Annotated in this window: 9 protein-coding genes and 1 pseudogene; 7 read left to right on the top strand and 3 right to left on the bottom strand. The window is 69.7% G+C overall.

Annotated elements, in window-relative coordinates; all coding sequences use genetic code 11:
- Positions 1 to 112: 112 nt before the first annotated feature.
- Positions 113 to 658, top strand: a complete 546-nt coding sequence (locus HWX55_RS24360) for an META domain-containing protein (RefSeq protein WP_175930602.1) — start codon at positions 113 to 115, stop codon at positions 656 to 658.
- A gap of 177 nt (positions 659 to 835) precedes the next feature.
- Positions 836 to 5,371, top strand: a complete 4,536-nt coding sequence (locus HWX55_RS24355; RefSeq protein ID WP_175977603.1) for a DNA translocase FtsK — start codon at positions 836 to 838, stop codon at positions 5,369 to 5,371.
- Between the two features lie 121 nt (positions 5,372 to 5,492).
- Here the strand turns inward: HWX55_RS24355 and HWX55_RS24350 are convergent, their stop codons facing one another.
- On the bottom strand, positions 5,493 to 6,740 hold the full coding sequence (locus HWX55_RS24350) for a lactonase family protein (RefSeq protein WP_175977602.1): 1,248 nt from the start codon (positions 6,738 to 6,740) through the stop codon (positions 5,493 to 5,495).
- 166 nt (positions 6,741 to 6,906) lie between these two features.
- Here HWX55_RS24350 and HWX55_RS24345 point away from each other — a divergent pair, with 166 nt between their 5' ends.
- Together HWX55_RS24345 and phaZ are read left to right on the top strand one after the other, a co-directional pair.
- Complete coding sequence (locus tag HWX55_RS24345) at positions 6,907 to 8,736, top strand: glycoside hydrolase family 15 protein (protein ID WP_050016342.1); 1,830 nt, start codon at positions 6,907 to 6,909, stop codon at positions 8,734 to 8,736.
- Between the two features lie 212 nt (positions 8,737 to 8,948).
- Positions 8,949 to 10,439 (top strand): polyhydroxyalkanoate depolymerase, encoded by a 1,491-nt coding sequence (gene phaZ, locus HWX55_RS24340; protein WP_175977601.1) that lies wholly within the window; start codon positions 8,949 to 8,951, stop codon positions 10,437 to 10,439.
- 109 nt (positions 10,440 to 10,548) lie between these two features.
- On the opposite strand, the gene HWX55_RS24335 is transcribed toward phaZ, so the two are convergent.
- Entirely contained in the window at positions 10,549 to 11,181 is a 633-nt protein-coding gene (locus HWX55_RS24335; RefSeq protein ID WP_006478198.1) for a TetR family transcriptional regulator, read from the bottom strand.
- 155 nt (positions 11,182 to 11,336) lie between these two features.
- On the opposite strand from HWX55_RS24335, the pseudogene rsxB reads away from it, so the two are divergent.
- Positions 11,337 to 12,355 (top strand): annotated as a pseudogene (gene rsxB, locus HWX55_RS24330) (electron transport complex subunit RsxB).
- Positions 12,352 to 12,996: an endonuclease III gene (gene nth, locus HWX55_RS24325; RefSeq protein ID WP_006478196.1), complete on the top strand. Its 645-nt coding sequence runs from the start codon at positions 12,352 to 12,354 to the stop codon at positions 12,994 to 12,996. The pseudogene rsxB and the gene nth overlap by 4 nt, the downstream one beginning before the upstream one ends.
- A 106-nt stretch (positions 12,997 to 13,102) precedes the next feature.
- Here nth and HWX55_RS24320 read toward each other — a convergent pair whose 3' ends face one another.
- The gene (locus HWX55_RS24320; protein WP_175977599.1) at positions 13,103 to 14,032 is read right to left on the bottom strand and encodes a DMT family transporter; all 930 of its coding nucleotides are present in this window, start codon (positions 14,030 to 14,032) and stop codon (positions 13,103 to 13,105) included.
- 210 nt (positions 14,033 to 14,242) lie between these two features.
- Here HWX55_RS24320 and HWX55_RS24315 point away from each other — a divergent pair, with 210 nt between their 5' ends.
- Positions 14,243 to 14,710, top strand: coding sequence for a DUF1841 family protein (locus tag HWX55_RS24315; RefSeq protein ID WP_244140636.1), 468 nt, complete (start codon positions 14,243 to 14,245; stop codon positions 14,708 to 14,710).
- The last annotated feature ends 143 nt before the right edge of the window (positions 14,711 to 14,853 follow it).

The raw sequence follows: 14,853 nt of genomic DNA, 5'->3' as shown, positions 1-14,853 counted from the left end.
AGGCCCGTGGGCGCCCCGCGAACGTTTTCGCACGCGAAGTGTCGGCTCGCCTGCCGCGGGGCGGGTGCGTTACTCTTACGCCTTGATCAGAATCCGAAGAGGAACGAGGCTCATGTCCCACCTGTCTGCCGCCGCACGCGCACGCACCGGCCTGCTTCGCCCGTTGCGCGCGCCGCTCTGCGCGTTGACGCTTGCCACGCTTCTCGCCGCCTGCGCGATGCCGACCCATCCCGATTCCGCCGCCCCCGCACCCGACCCGTACAACCCGGCCGCCGTCCAGCTGCTCGACGACACGAGCTGGGAACTCACCAGCTGGGTGAACGCCGACGGCACGCCACGCGCGATCCCGCACGGCGACAACGGCGAGCCGATCAAGCTCGCGCTGTCGACCGACTCGGGCATCCGGCGCGCGAGCGGGTTCTCGGGCTGCAACCGCTACATGGGCACCTACGCGATCAAGAACGGCCTGCTGAGCTTCGGCCCGCTCGCCGGCACGCGGATGGCCTGCCCGAACACGCTCGGCGGCCAGCTCGAATCCGCGTACCTCGACGCGCTCGCCCACATCGAGAAGACCGGCGTACAGATGCGCGCGCCCCAGCAATTGCAGATCGTGACGCAGGCCGGCGCAACGCTGACGTTCACGCACCGGAGCCCCTGATGCACGGCGCGCGCGAAGGCCGACCGACCGCCTTCGCGTGGCGCGCGACGCGCATGTGCGATCCACGTGCGTCGCGCGGCGTGAATCGGAATCACGCCGCGTTAGAGTCTTGTTCGCCGGCCGGTTAAACTCGGCGGGTCGCGCCCCGCGCGCCCCTCCCCACTCCTGTTTCAAAGCATGCACACGGTTGTCTTCGGCTGGTTCGGCATCTCCGCCGTCTGGTTCCTCCTTCTCTTCTGGCGTCTCGTGCAGGCGATGCTGCCCGGCGGCGCCGGGCTCGCCGGCCGCGGCTCGATCCGCCTGTGGCTCGGCTTCGCCGCGGTATTCGTCGCAAGCGTCACGCTGACGAGCCCGCTGTCGGGCCCCGACACGAACGCGCTCGGCCATGCGTGCTCGGCCGGCTTCGCCCACGTGCTCGGCCCGATCGGCACGCCGGTCGCGATGGTCGTGCTGTTCTTCGCCGGCTTGCCCTGGCTGACCGGCATCGGCTGGCGGCAGTTCGCCGCGTGGGTCGACACGTCGTTCGGCGTCAAGCTGTCGCGCGACGGCGGCGACGACGACGCGCGCGGGATCGCCGACCTGCCGCGCAGCGCGCTGCATCGCGACGACGACGTCGTACAGCCGACCACCGCCCACACCGTCAACTCGATGGCGCCGCGCCAGAACGGCCGGTATTCGCGCCCGACGGTGTGGAAACCCGATCCGCAGGCGCGACCGAAGCCGCGCGGCAAGACGCCGCCGCGTCCGCTTGCGGAGCCCGTCGCGCCGTCGGGCTGGCTGAAGCCGACCGCGCCGCAGCGCACGCCTGCGCCGGCCGCGCCGATCCCGGCCAGCGCGATGCCGCCGCCGACCACCGGCAGCACCGCCAGCCTCGCGCGCGCCGCGGCGAACGCGCAAATGCCGCGCCCCGCGCCGGCGCCGCTGCCGGCCGGATTCGAACCCGTCCGGCCGCGTCCGACAGCCGCGCGGCCGGCCACCGCCGCGCTGACGCAGACGGCGCCGCGCGCCGCGGTCACGCCACGACCGGCTGCTACGCAGCCGCAGCGTCCGCCGGCGCGCCCGGTCGCGGGCACGACGGCAGCCGGCCTGTCGCCGGACGCGGCCCGACGCCGCCCGGCGCCTCCCGCGCCGGCGCGCGCGCCGCTCTATGCGTGGAACGAGAAGCCGGCCGCGCCGATTACGCCGGCGCCGAGCGTTCACGATACGCTGCGCTCGATCGAGGCCAGCACCGCGCAATGGGCGACGCTGGGCGGCGCGCAGTCGGGCGATGCGACGCACGCGGCGACCGCAGCCGCCACCGTCGCCGGCGTAGCCCCGGCAGCCGACAGCATGGCCGCGCCGGCATCGGCAGCCGCGTCGAACGCGTTCGTCTCCGCGGCGCACGGCGTCGCAGCCCAGGACGCCCATGTTCCGGCCGAATCCGCTACCTCACCCGCTTACGACGACGGCGCACCGATCGTGCTCGACGCCTTCATGCCGGCGGAATCCGGCATCGCGCAGGCTCCGGACGGCGATTTGTCCACCCGTGCATTCGACGACGCCGAACCGCACGCACGGCCGAATCCCGGCATCGACGATGCCGCGTTCTCGCATCGTGCCGACGACGAGATCCGTCACGTCGACGAAGCGGCCACCGCGCCGTCGATCGACGCGCCCATCGACCTCGCGCCGTGGGAAGACGTCGTCAGCCCGCCGGTTTCTGCTCTCGCCGTGTCGACCGAAAGCCCGATCGCCGAGTCGCTGGCGCACAGCGCCGGATCGGAGTCCACCCATTCAGTCTCCGCGCCAGCAGGCGATGCAGCCGTTCGCGATCTCGGCACCAGCAAGCCGACCGGGTCCGTCGATATCGACGACTACGACGACGCGCAACCGGCGCCTGCAATCGATCGCGCTGCACCGGCCTACTTGCGTCAAGGGGCTGCCGATGCGCATGCTGACGTGAAACCGGCCGACAGCATCGTTCCGTTCGCCGCCCTCCCCTCTTCGTCGATCGCGGCAACGTCGGCGCGCGCACTTTCGGAATCCACGTCGATTGCGGCAACATCCGCACCAGACCTATCGCAGCCCGCACCGGAAGCTGCCAAGCCGGTCGAGGCGGAACCCGCGGCACCGTTGTCGGCCGTCGCTCAACGCGCGACGTCCGCTACATATTGGACTGCGCCGACGATGCAGCCGGCCGCGACGCAGACAACCGTCGCGGCAGAATTGCCGAAAGCGCCGGCGGTCCAGCCGTTTGCCGCAGCATCGACGGCTGCGGCTGTCGCCGCATCGCCGCAGGTCAGCACGGCGCCTGACTCGACTGCCTCCGCATCGAGCCTCGCGCCCGTCGCCGCCGCCGTTTCGCCGGTCGGCGTGGCCGGCACGGCGTCCGCTTCGCCGTCGCAACCGGCCGCATCGGCACCGCCCGTTACTTCCGCCGCGTCGGCATCGCCTGCCGGTGTCACGGGCATGACTTACGGTTCGCTTCCCCCCGCTTCGACGCCCGAATCGACCGATGCGCCCGCCGTGACGCCGTCGACGACCGGCGCGTCGGATTCGACGTTCGGTTCGACTGCGCCGACGCCCGCAACGCCGGCGCCCGCCACCGCGACACTGGCGATTTTCACGTCCGCACCCATCGCTGCGCCGTCTTCCGCGCCGGCATCGACGCTTCCCACCGACACGGCAACCACATCGACCACGTTGACCGGTACGACGACCTTCGCTCCATCCGGCTCATCGAGCGCAGTCGCGCCGCAGCCGGCAATCGGCCTGCCCGTGTCGCCAGCCGCGTCCGCACCGGCGTCACCGTCCTTCAGCGCGATCGCGCCGACGACCACGGCCGCCGCGACGCCGGCTTACCAAGTCGCAGGCGCCGCTGCCGCTGCAGGCGGATCGCCGACGTCCATCGGTGCGGCCACCGCGACGCAGGCGCCGTCGATCGCGACTGTCCCTGCCGCAGTCGCAACCCAGACCTTCACGACACAGCCCGCGCCTGCCGCCTCGTCGGCGAGCTGGCCCGTGTCGCATGACGTGACCGCAACACCGACCGCAATACCGCCCGCGGCAACCGTCCCCGGCGCGAACCTCCCGCCCACGCCGGCAACCGCCATTTCCGCGCCGCCGCCCGTCGCGATCCCGCCCATCGGCGCACCGGCCACCGACGCAATCGAGGCGCCCGAACCGGCCCCGGCCGCGCCCCCCGCCCGCCCGCCGCGCCCGAACGCGTTCGAATTCCACGCGCCCGCGTCGTTCAACGTCGAACTGCCGACGCTCGACCTGCTCGAGCCCGCGTCCGACGACGTCGAAACGATCACCGAGGAACACCTCGCGCAAACCGCGCAAGTGATCGAACAGCGGCTGCAGGAATTCAAGGTGCCGGTGACGGTGGTCGGCGCATCGGCCGGCCCCGTGATCACGCGCTTCGAGATCGAGCCCGCGCTCGGCGTGCGCGGCAGCCAGATCGTCGGGCTGATGAAGGACCTGTCGCGCGGCCTCGGCCTCACGTCGATCCGCGTCGTCGAGACGATCCCCGGCAAGACCTGCATGGGCCTCGAACTGCCGAACGCGAAGCGCCAGATGATCCGCCTGTCGGAAATCCTCGAATCGCGGCAGTACCAGCATTCGCCGTCGCAACTGACGATCGCGATGGGCAAGGACATCACCGGCCACCCGGTCGTCACCGATCTCGCGAAGGCGCCGCACATGCTCGTGGCCGGCACGACGGGGTCGGGCAAGTCGGTCGCGATCAACGCGATGATCCTGTCGCTGCTGTACAAGGCGACGCCGGAAGACGTGCGGCTCATCATGATCGACCCGAAGATGCTGGAGCTGTCGGTCTACGAAGGCATCCCGCACCTGCTCGCGCCGGTCGTCACCGACATGAAGCTCGCGGCGAACGCGCTGAACTGGTGCGTCGGCGAAATGGAAAAGCGCTACCGGCTGATGTCGGCCGTCGGCGTGCGCAACCTCGCGGGCTTCAACCAGAAGATCCGCGATGCGGAAGCGAAGGAAAAGAAGATCGGCAACCCGTTCTCGCTGACGCCCGAGGATCCGGAGCCGCTGTCGACGCTGCCGCTGATCGTCGTCGTGATCGACGAGCTGGCCGACCTGATGATGGTCGCCGGCAAGAAGATCGAGGAGCTGATCGCCCGCCTCGCGCAGAAGGCGCGCGCGGCCGGCATCCACCTGATCCTCGCGACGCAGCGGCCGTCCGTCGACGTGATCACGGGCCTCATCAAGGCGAACATCCCGACGCGTGTCGCGTTCCAGGTGTCGTCGAAGATCGACTCGCGCACGATCCTCGACCAGATGGGCGCCGAGTCGCTGCTCGGGATGGGCGACATGCTGTTCCTGCCGCCGGGCACCGGTTATCCGCAGCGCGTGCACGGCGCGTTCGTCGCCGACGAGGAAGTGCACCGGATCGTCGAGTACCTGAAGCAGTTCGGCGAACCGCAGTACGAGGAAGGGATTCTCGACGGCCCGGCCGCCGACGGCGCGACGCAGGACCTGTTCGGCGATGCGCCGGATGCGGAAGCCGATCCGCTGTACGACGAAGCCGTCGCGTTCGTCGTGCGCACGCGGCGCGCGTCGATCTCGTCGGTGCAGCGGCAGTTGCGCATCGGCTACAACCGCGCGGCGCGGCTCGTCGAGCAGATGGAAGCCGCGGGCCTCGTGTCGGCGATGGGCATCAACGGCAGCCGCGAGGTGCTCGTGCCGGCCGCGGCCGACTGAGGCCGGCGGCCCGCTGGCCGCGATTCATCAATACGGGCGCGCCGCGCAAGCGGCTGCCCCAAATACGAAGGGCGCTGCATCGGCAGCGCCCTTCTTGCATCGACCGGGAATCGACCGCGATTTACTGCGCGACCGGCACCAGCTTGAAGTCGACCGGCTTGCCGACCGCGACCTTCTGCGGATTCGCGCCGAGCTGGCCCGTTTCGACATCGCGGCTGAACACGTAGAACGTGTCGCTGTCCTGGTTGCCGACGATCAGCCACTTGCCGGTCGGATCGATCAGGAATTCGCGCGGCGTCTTGCCGAGGCTCGACTGGCGGCCGACGCGCTTCAACCGGCCGTCGGCCTGGTTCACCGCGTAGATCACCAGGTCGTTCGCGTCGCCGCGGTTGCTCGCGTACAGGAAGCGGCCGTCCGGCGACAGGTGGATCGCGCCGCCGCCGACCTTGCCCTTGAAGCCGGGCGCCGTCATCGGCACCGTCTCGACCGGCGTCAGCTTGCCGTCGCGATAGCCGAACACCTCGACCGACGCGTTGAGCTCGCTCGTCACGTACGCGAAGCGACCGTCGGCGCCGAACACCATGTGACGCGGGCCCGAGCCGGCCTTCACCGGCGTGTAGCGCGTGTCGGTCGGGCCGATCAGCCCGCGGCTGCCGTCCACCGTGTAGCGGTAGCCGTAGATCTTGTCCGCGCCGAGATCCTGCACGAACAGGTAGCGGCCGTCCGGCGAAAACACCGTCGAATGCACGTGCGCGCCGTCCTGGCGCCCCTTCACGGGCCCGGTGCCTTCGTGGTGGACCGTCAGCACGGCCTGGCCGGCCGCGCCGTCGTCGCGCAGCGGGAACACCGCGAAGCTGCCGCCCGGGTCGGCCGCGACCGAGTAGTTGGCGGTCACCAGGTACTTGCCGTCCGGCGACAGCGCGAGATAGCAAGGGTCGTTCCCTTCCGACGATACGCGCTCGATGAAGCTCAGCGCGCCCGTCTTCGCGTCGAAGCGGAACGCGCTGACGCCGCCGCGCTGCGTCGCGGGCCCATTGTCGCCGGGGAGTTCGTTGACCGCGTAGACGGTGCGACCGTCGCGGCTCGGCAACAGATACGACGGATTTTCCGTCTTCGCCGACGACACCGGCGCGACGCTGCCGGTTTTAGTATCGAAGCGATAAACGTAAATGCCGTCGCTGCCGCCACCCGTATAGGTGCCGACGAGCAGGTTGTAGACGCCGTCGGCCGGGGCGGACGATTGCTGCGCGAATGCGTGGGTCGCGGACAGGGAAAGCACGATCGCGAAACCTTTCATCCAGTGAGCGAACCTAAGCGGCAACCCTCGTGTCGAAGCGCGTGCGTCACGCTCCCGTAAACGGTTGGGCATTGAATCCTCCTTGCATCGAGTCGCTTCAAGTGTTGAGATAGGACGAAACGCCGGCCGTTCATGCGCTCCGCCGCCCGGCCGAGTATACGGGGCGCGGCGCCCGGGCGTGAAGTCCGGGCCGCCGACGTCCGCATTGTGAACTCGAATACCCAAGGATCGCCTGCCCATGCCCGCCCTGATCGAAGACTACGCCCTCGTCGGCGACGGCCACACGGCCGCGCTGATCGCAAAAGACGGCTCCGTCGACTGGCTGTGCTGGCCCCGCTTCGATTCGGGCGCCTGCTTCGCGGCGCTGCTCGGCACGCCCGAGCACGGCCGCTGGCTGCTTGCTCCGGCCGCCGACGCCGCGATCACGCACACGACACGCCGCTATCGCGGCGACACGCTGATTCTCGAAACCGATTACGAAAGCGCCGACGGCGCCGTCACCGTGATCGACTTCATGCCGCCCGGCAACGGCTGGTCCGAACTGGTGCGGATCGTCGTCGGCCGCCACGGCACGATGAAGATGCGCATGGAGCTCGTGTTGCGCTTCGACTACGGCTTCTCGATTCCGTGGGTCACGCAACTGACCCGCGAGGACGGCATGAAGGCCATCGCGGGCCCCGATACCGTCGTGCTGCGCACGCCGGTGCCGCTCACCGGCAAGAACCTCCATACGCTCGCGGAATTCACGGTGAGCGCCGACGAGCGCGTGCCGTTCTCGCTCGGCTACGCGGCGTCGCACATGCGGCTGCCGCCGGCGCGCGACCCGCTGTCGATGCTCGCGCGCACCGAGAACTACTGGCTCGAATGGTCGGGCCGCTGCCAGGTGCAGGGCCGCTACGCGGCCGCCGTGCGCCGCTCGCTGATCACGCTGAAGGCGCTCGCGTACGAGCCGACCGGCGGCATCGTCGCCGCGCCGACCACCTCGCTGCCCGAGAAGATCGGCGGCAACCGCAACTGGGACTACCGCTACTGCTGGCTGCGCGACGCGACGATCACGCTGCTCGCGCTGATGCGCGGCGGCTACTACGACGAGGCGCGCGCGTGGCGCACGTGGCTCGGCCGCGTGATGGCCGGCTCGCCCGAGCAGATCCAGATCATGTACGGGATCGCCGGCGAGCGCCGGCTGCCGGAAATGGAACTCGACTGGCTGCCCGGCTACCAGGATTCGCTGCCGGTGCGCGTCGGCAACGGCGCCGCGAACCAGCTCCAGCTCGACGTGTTCGGCGAGGTGATGGCCGCGCTGCACCTCGCGCGCGTGGGCGGCCTGCAGGCCGACGACACGGTCTGGTCGGTGCAGTGCGCGCTGCTCGACCACCTCGAGAAGATCTGGCAGGAACCCGACGAAGGGATCTGGGAAACCCGCGGCGGCCGTCGGCATTTCACGTTCTCGAAGGTGATGGCGTGGGTCGCGTTCGACCGCGCGATCAAGTCGGCGGAAATGTTCCGGCTGCCCGGCTCGCTCGACCGCTGGCGCGCGCTGCGCGAGCGGATTCATGCGGACGTCTGCGCGAACGCGTGGCACGAAGGCAAGCAGGCGTTCGCACAGAGCTACGGCAGCGACGAGCTCGATGCGAGCGTGCTGCTGCTGCCGCAGCTCGGCTTCCTGCCGCCGGAAGACCCGCGCATTGTCGGCACGGTCGACGCGATCGAACGGGAATTGCTGCACGACGGGCTCGTGATGCGCTACCGCACGACCGAATACGACGACGGCCTGCCGCCGGGCGAAGGCACGTTTCTCGCGTGCAGCTTCTGGCTGGTCGACAGCTACGCGCTGCTCGGCCGGATCGACGACGCGCATCGGCTCTTCAGCCGGCTGCTCGCGCTGTCCAACGACCTGGGCTTGCTCGCGGAGGAATACGACCCGGTGGCCGGGCGGCTCGTCGGCAATTTCCCGCAGGCGTTCTCGCACGTGGCGCTCGTGCATACCGCGATGAACCTGATGCACCATGAAGACGCGATGGCGCGCGCCGCCGGCCAGCCCGCGCCGGCCGTGGCCACCGGCCGCTGAGCGGCGGCGCGGGCCCTTGTTCATAGATCGTCAAATCGCAAAAACTTGATGAAAAAACCGGGAAATGTTGCATTGCACAAACGATCGTTGTCCGATATGATCGACGAGATTGTCCGGCTGCGATGCAACATGGCCGGCCGCTGACCCACACGGCACGCCGCGACGCCTCACGCCGCCCTTGCGCACCGTCCCCCCACGCGGGAGTAGCCTGCATGCTTTACCAACTGCACGAATTCCAGCGGGCGATGCTGAGCCCGCTCACGGCCTGGGCCCAGGCCGCGTCGAAGTCGTTCGCGAATCCGTCCAGCCCGTTCTCGCTGATGCCCGGCGCGCCGCGGATGGCGGCCGCCTATGAGCTGATGTATCGGCTCGGCAAGGATTACGAAAAGCCGGAATTCAACCTTCATCAGATCGTCAAGGACGGCCACAACATCCCGATCGTCGAGCAGACGATCATCGAGAAGCCGTTCTGCCGGCTGCTGCGCTTCAAGCGCTATTCGGACGATGCCGACGCCGTCACGCAACTGAAGGACGAACCGGTCGTGCTGGTCTGCGCGCCGCTGTCGGGCCACCACTCGACGCTGCTGCGCGACACGGTGCGCACGCTGCTGCAGGATCACAAGGTCTACATCACCGACTGGATCGATGCGCGGATGGTGCCGGTCGAAGTCGGCCCGTTCCACCTGCACGACTACATCGCGTACATCCAGGAATTCATCCGTCACATCGGCGCGCGCAACCTGCACGTGATCTCGGTATGTCAGCCGACGGTGCCGGTGCTCGCGGCGATTTCGCTGATGGCGAGCCGCGGCGAGGACACGCCGCTCACGATGACGATGATGGGCGGCCCGATCGACGCGCGCCGCAGCCCGACGTCGGTGAACTCGTTGGCCACGCAACACTCGACCGCGTGGTTCGAGAACAACGTGATCCACACGGTGCCCGCGAACTATCCGGGCGAAGGCCGCCAGGTGTATCCGGGCTTCCTGCAGCACACGGGCTTCGTCGCGATGAACCCGGAGCGCCACGCGCAATCGCACTGGGACTTCTACCAGAGCCTGCTGCGCGGCGACGAGGACGACGCCGAAGCGCACCGCCGCTTCTACGACGAATACAACGCGGTGCTCGACATGGCCGCCGAGTATTACCTCGAGACGATCCGCGTCGTGTTCCAGGAATTCCGGCTCGCGGAAGGCACGTGGGACGTCGAGGGCGAGCGCGTGCGGCCGCAGGACATCAAGCACACCGCACTGATGACGATCGAGGGCGAACTCGACGACATCTCGGGCAGCGGCCAGACGCACGTCGCGCACGAGCTGTGCACGGGCATCCCGCAGGACGATCGCCGCAGCCTGACCGCCGAGAAGTGCGGCCACTACGGGATCTTCTCGGGCCGCCGCTGGCGCACGATCATCTATCCGCAACTGCGCGACTTCATCCGCGAGCATGCGCCGGAGCCGAAGAACGGCGCGGCGAAGTTGCCCGTCGATGCGCAGGATGCGACCGCGATCGGCCTCGTGCCGGCCGCCAAGCCGGAACCGGAAACGGCAGTGCGCGCCACCGCCGCGAAACGCACGCGCGTGAAGGCGCCGGCCGTGACGGTCGCGCCCGCCAGGACGCCCGCCGCGAAGGCCGCGCCCGCGGCGAAACGCGCGGCGGGCAGCCCGCGCGCCAAAACCGTGCGGGCCCGCAAGGCCGCCTGACGCGCCGCATCCCGACGCAAAAACGCCGCCGTTGCTTCGCGCAACGGCGGCGTTTTTTATTCGGCCGCGGCCGCGATGGGGCGGCTCGTCGGCTCCTGCGTTCGTCGCGTCAGCGCCGCAGCAGATACGCGAGCAGCACCTCGGTGTTCATCCGGACCATCTCCGCGCGCTCGTCGGTGTCGGTGAAGTCGCGGCCGAGCGTCGCGGCGAGCGTGAAGCGGTTCGACACGATGTAGTAGCCGAGCCCCGACAGCGTCACGTAGAAGCGCAGCGGATCGACGTCGCCGCGGAACAGCCCGGCCTTCTGGCCGCGCATCAGCACGTTGCCGAGCTTCGCGACGATCGGCGACATCATCTCGCGAATCCGCGTCGACTTGTGCAGATAGCGCGCTTCGTGCAGGTTCTCGTTATTGATGAGCCGGAGCAGCTCCGGATGGTCGCGGTAGTAGTCCCACACGAAATGCGCGAGCCGCGTGACGGCTTCGACCGGCGCGACGCCGTCGAGATCCAGCACGCGCTCGGCCTCCGTCAGCGCGGAGAACGCGTGTTCGAGCACCGCCGTGAAGAGCTGCTCCTTGCTGCCGAAGTAGTAATAGAGCATGCGCTCGTTCGTTTCGGCCCGGCGCGCGATCTGATCGACGCGCGCGCCGAACAGCCCGCCATTCGCGAACTCTTCGGCTGCCGCCATCAGGATGCGGCGGCGCGTGCCTTCAGGATCTCTTTTGATTTTTGGCTGATTCATGGTGGCGCTTTGCTATGTGAGCCGCTTGATTCGGACCGACACCCCACCGCCTCGGCGCCGGCCGCCCTGGAACGGGCGCGCCGCGGGCGGCCGCCCTCCTGCTGAGCCCCTGCAAAAAAGCGGTTCGATTATGCGCATAGACGGCGTCCGGCGCAATGCGGGAAATCGGCGATAATCGAGCTTTGGCAAACCTTTCCGGCCGCGCCCGACGCGGTCGAGAGCCATTCGGCGCCGCTGCGCCTGTTGTCAGCCTGTCGTCACCGTGACCGATTCCAAAACACTCGCGGATCGCATCGAAGATCTGCTTCCCCAGACGCAATGCACGAAGTGCGGCTATAACGGCTGCCGTCCGTACGCCGAGGCAATCGCCGCCGGCAACGCGAACTACAACCAATGCCCGCCCGGCGGCGCCGAAGGCATCGCGCGCCTCGCGAGCCTGCTCGGCAAGCCGGTGATTCCGCTGAACCCCGTCAACGGCACCGAGCATCCGCGTGCGCTCGCGTTCATCGACGAAAACCTGTGCATCGGCTGCACGCTGTGCATGCAGGCGTGCCCGGTCGACGCGATCGTCGGCGCGCCGAAGCAGATGCACACGATCGTCGCGTCGCTGTGCACGGGCTGCGACCTGTGCGTGCCGCCGTGCCCGGTCGACTGCATCGCGATGCTGCCGGTCACCGGCGATCGCACCGGCTGGGACGCGTGGTCGCAGGAACAGGCCGACGCCGCGCGCGAACGCCACGACCTGCGGCTCGCGCGCCAGCGCCGCGAGCGCGAGGCCGCCGAAGCGCGCGCCGCCGCCCGCCGTGCGGCCAGCGCCGCGAAGCCGGCCGCGGAGCCATCGGCCGCGCAGTCCGGCTCGCCGGGCACGCCGGCCGCCGCACCGGCCGACGACGCCGAAGCGAAGAAACGCGCGATCATCGCCGCCGCGCTCGAACGCGCGCGCAAGAAGAAGGAAGAGCTGTCCGGGCAAGGCGCCGGGCCGAAGAATACCGAAGGCGTGAGTGCGGCCGTGCAGGCGCAGATCGACGCGGCCGAGGCCCGCCGCAAGCGGCTCGCCGAACAGCAGGCGCAGCGCGACGCCGACGCGGCCTCGGGCAGCAACGCCCCCGACAACGACGCAGGCAACGACGATCCGGACGGCCCGTCCGCGCCGCCCGACCAGAACGCTCCATGAACGCCAGCAAACGACGCGCGATCTACGAAACGCTGCAGAGCCTCAATCCGCATCCGACCACCGAGCTCGAATACTCGACGCCGTTCGAGCTGCTGATCGCCGTGATGCTGTCCGCGCAGGCGACCGACGTGTCGGTCAACAAGGCGATGCGGAAAATGTTCCCGGTCGCGAATACCCCGCGACAAATCGTCGCGCTCGGCGAGGAAGGCGTCACCGAGTACATCAAGACGATCGGGCTCTATCGCACCAAGGCGAAGAACGTGGTCGCGACGTGCCGAATTCTGCTCGAGCGCTACGACGGCGAGGTGCCGGCCGATCGCGAAGCGCTCGAAGGCTTGCCGGGCGTCGGCCGCAAAACCGCGAACGTCGTGCTGAACACCGCGTTCGGCCAGCCGACGATCGCGGTCGACACGCATATCTTCCGCGTCGCGAATCGCACCGGGCTCGCGCCGGGCAAGGACGTGCGGGCCGTCGAGGCGGCGCTCGAGAAGTTCACGCCGAAGGAATTCCTGCAGGACGCGCATCACTGGCTGATCCTGCACGGACGCTACGTATGCAAGGCCCGCCGGCCCGAATGCTGGCACTGCGCGATCGAGCCGCTGTGCGAGTTCCGGCCGAAGACGCCGCCGCCCAACGAGTGACGCGCGTCAGTCGCGACTGACGTATCCCCGCCCCGCGCCGGCTGCTCGGGCCGCGCGCAACGACCGGCCGGCCCCGCTGCGGCGCCGGCGGCTCGCCGCCACCCGACTACGCATTCGACGTCGCCGTCGCATCGTCGGCGGCCGCGCCGCCCGCGCGCACGAGCGCCAGCACGGCCGCCAGGATCGCGACGCCGCCCGCCCACTGCAGCGGCGACAACGCTTCCCCGAACAGCAGCGCCGCGAGCGCGACCGTCACGACCGGTTCGAGCGTCGACAGCATCGACGTGCGCGCGGCCCCGAGCCGCTCCAGCCCGGAGAAGAACGCGAGCATGGCCGCGACCGTCGACACGAGCGCGATCGCGAGCATCGACGCCCAGCCGCCGGCCGTCGCGGGCCAGCGCGGCGGCGCGCCGAACGCCGCCGTTCGCACGACGGCGATCGCGACGAGCGTCGCGGTGGCCGACAGGCAGATGATCGCGGTGGTCGCGAGCGGATCGACGCCGCGCGTCGCCTTCGTGCCGCCGACGATGTACAGCGAGTAGATCACCGCGGCGGCCAGCGCGAGCGCGATCCCGAGCGGCTCGCCGTGCCCGCCGCCGACCATCAGCGCCGAGCCCGCGACGCACAGCACCAGCGCGACGGCCTTGGCCCGCGTGAGGCGCTCGCCGAGCCACCACGCGGCCAGCAGCGTGACGAACGCCGGATACAGGTACAGCAACAGCGCGACGAGGCTCGCCTGCGCGTGCTGCAGCGCGCTGAAATAGCAGAACGACTGCCCGACGTAGCCGAGCGCGCCCATCGCCACCAGCGGCGCGAGCGAGCGCCCGCGCGGCCAGGCGACGCGGCGGCGCCGCGCGATCGCGGCGAGCACCGCGCCGCCGATCGCGAAGCGCACGATCAGCAGCCCGAGCACGTCGACGCCGGCCGCATACGCGTAGCGGCCGAAAATCGCCATCGCGCCGAACGCGGCGGCGGACAACGCGACGTAGAGCGCGCCCTGCACGGCGGCGGACGAGGAGCGGACGGTGGCGGTCATGATGAAAGATGAAAGCGGGCGAGCAACGCGCCGTGACGGGAATCGTCGGAGTGTAGCGGCGCGGCGGCGGCGAGCCTAGCCCGCGCTTACCCGTTGCGCGACGAGCGGCCGCAACGACCCGCGCCGTGCCGCTGCCGCGCCCGGGGCCCGCCATGCCCGGGGCCGCCGCCAGCGCCGTCAGCCGCTCCGGCGTACAATGCGCGACGCGGCATGACGCCGCCCGAATCACGACGTTTCCCCATCATGTTCAATCCAAGTCGCGACGACGTGCGTCGCTTTTTCACCGAGACCTGGCGCAAGCAGCGCGCGGGCGAGATCCTGACGCCGCTGGAAGCGATCGCGGCCGACTGGATCGTCGAGCATCCCGAATACCACGACGAACTGGCCGACGCCGACGGCGCGGCCGCGCGCAACTACACGCCCGAGGAAGGCCGGACCAACCCGTTCCTGCACCTGTCGATGCACCTCGCGATCAGCGAGCAGCTGTCGATCGACCAGCCGCCCGGCATCCGCGCCGCACACGACAAGCTGGCCGCGAAGCTCGACTCGACCCACGACGCGCAGCACGCGATCATGGAATGCCTCGGCGAGACGATCTGGGAAGCGCAGCGCACGAACACGCCGCCCGATACCGACGCTTACCTGCAGCGCATCCTGCGCCGCGCATCGCGCGACTGAGCCGAGCCCGCGGCCGGCACATCGACCTGCGCCGGGCCGCGGACAAAAAATCTATGGTCAGCCCGATTTTTGCAAGCGAGGTGGTGTTGACCTAAAGTGGACTTGCTCGAATCTATCCGGGGTCGCGGATGGGAAAGATCCCG

Source organism: Burkholderia sp. BCC1047 (assembly GCF_902833155.1).
In the GTDB taxonomy this organism is placed as follows: domain Bacteria; phylum Pseudomonadota; class Gammaproteobacteria; order Burkholderiales; family Burkholderiaceae; genus Burkholderia; species Burkholderia sola.
The sequence above is the reverse complement of the archived record's forward strand: the minus strand, read 5'-3'. Positions and strand labels throughout refer to the sequence as shown.

Bases quoted from the DNA above. Each gene is read 5' to 3' on its own strand.
- HWX55_RS24320 (WP_175977599.1), bottom strand. From the start codon at position 14,032: ATGACCGCCACCGTCCGCTCCTCGTCCGCCGCCGTGCAGGGCGCGCTC.
- HWX55_RS24360 (WP_175930602.1), top strand. From the start codon at position 113: ATGTCCCACCTGTCTGCCGCCGCACGCGCACGCACCGGCCTGCTTCGC.
- HWX55_RS24335 (WP_006478198.1), bottom strand. From the start codon at position 11,181: ATGAATCAGCCAAAAATCAAAAGAGATCCTGAAGGCACGCGCCGCCGC.
- nth (WP_006478196.1), top strand. From the start codon at position 12,352: ATGAACGCCAGCAAACGACGCGCGATCTACGAAACGCTGCAGAGCCTC.
- HWX55_RS24315 (WP_244140636.1), top strand. From the start codon at position 14,243: ATGACGCCGCCCGAATCACGACGTTTCCCCATCATGTTCAATCCAAGT.
- phaZ (WP_175977601.1), top strand. From the start codon at position 8,949: ATGCTTTACCAACTGCACGAATTCCAGCGGGCGATGCTGAGCCCGCTC.
- HWX55_RS24345 (WP_050016342.1), top strand. From the start codon at position 6,907: ATGCCCGCCCTGATCGAAGACTACGCCCTCGTCGGCGACGGCCACACG.
- HWX55_RS24355 (WP_175977603.1), top strand. From the start codon at position 836: ATGCACACGGTTGTCTTCGGCTGGTTCGGCATCTCCGCCGTCTGGTTC.
- HWX55_RS24350 (WP_175977602.1), bottom strand. From the start codon at position 6,740: ATGCCCAACCGTTTACGGGAGCGTGACGCACGCGCTTCGACACGAGGG.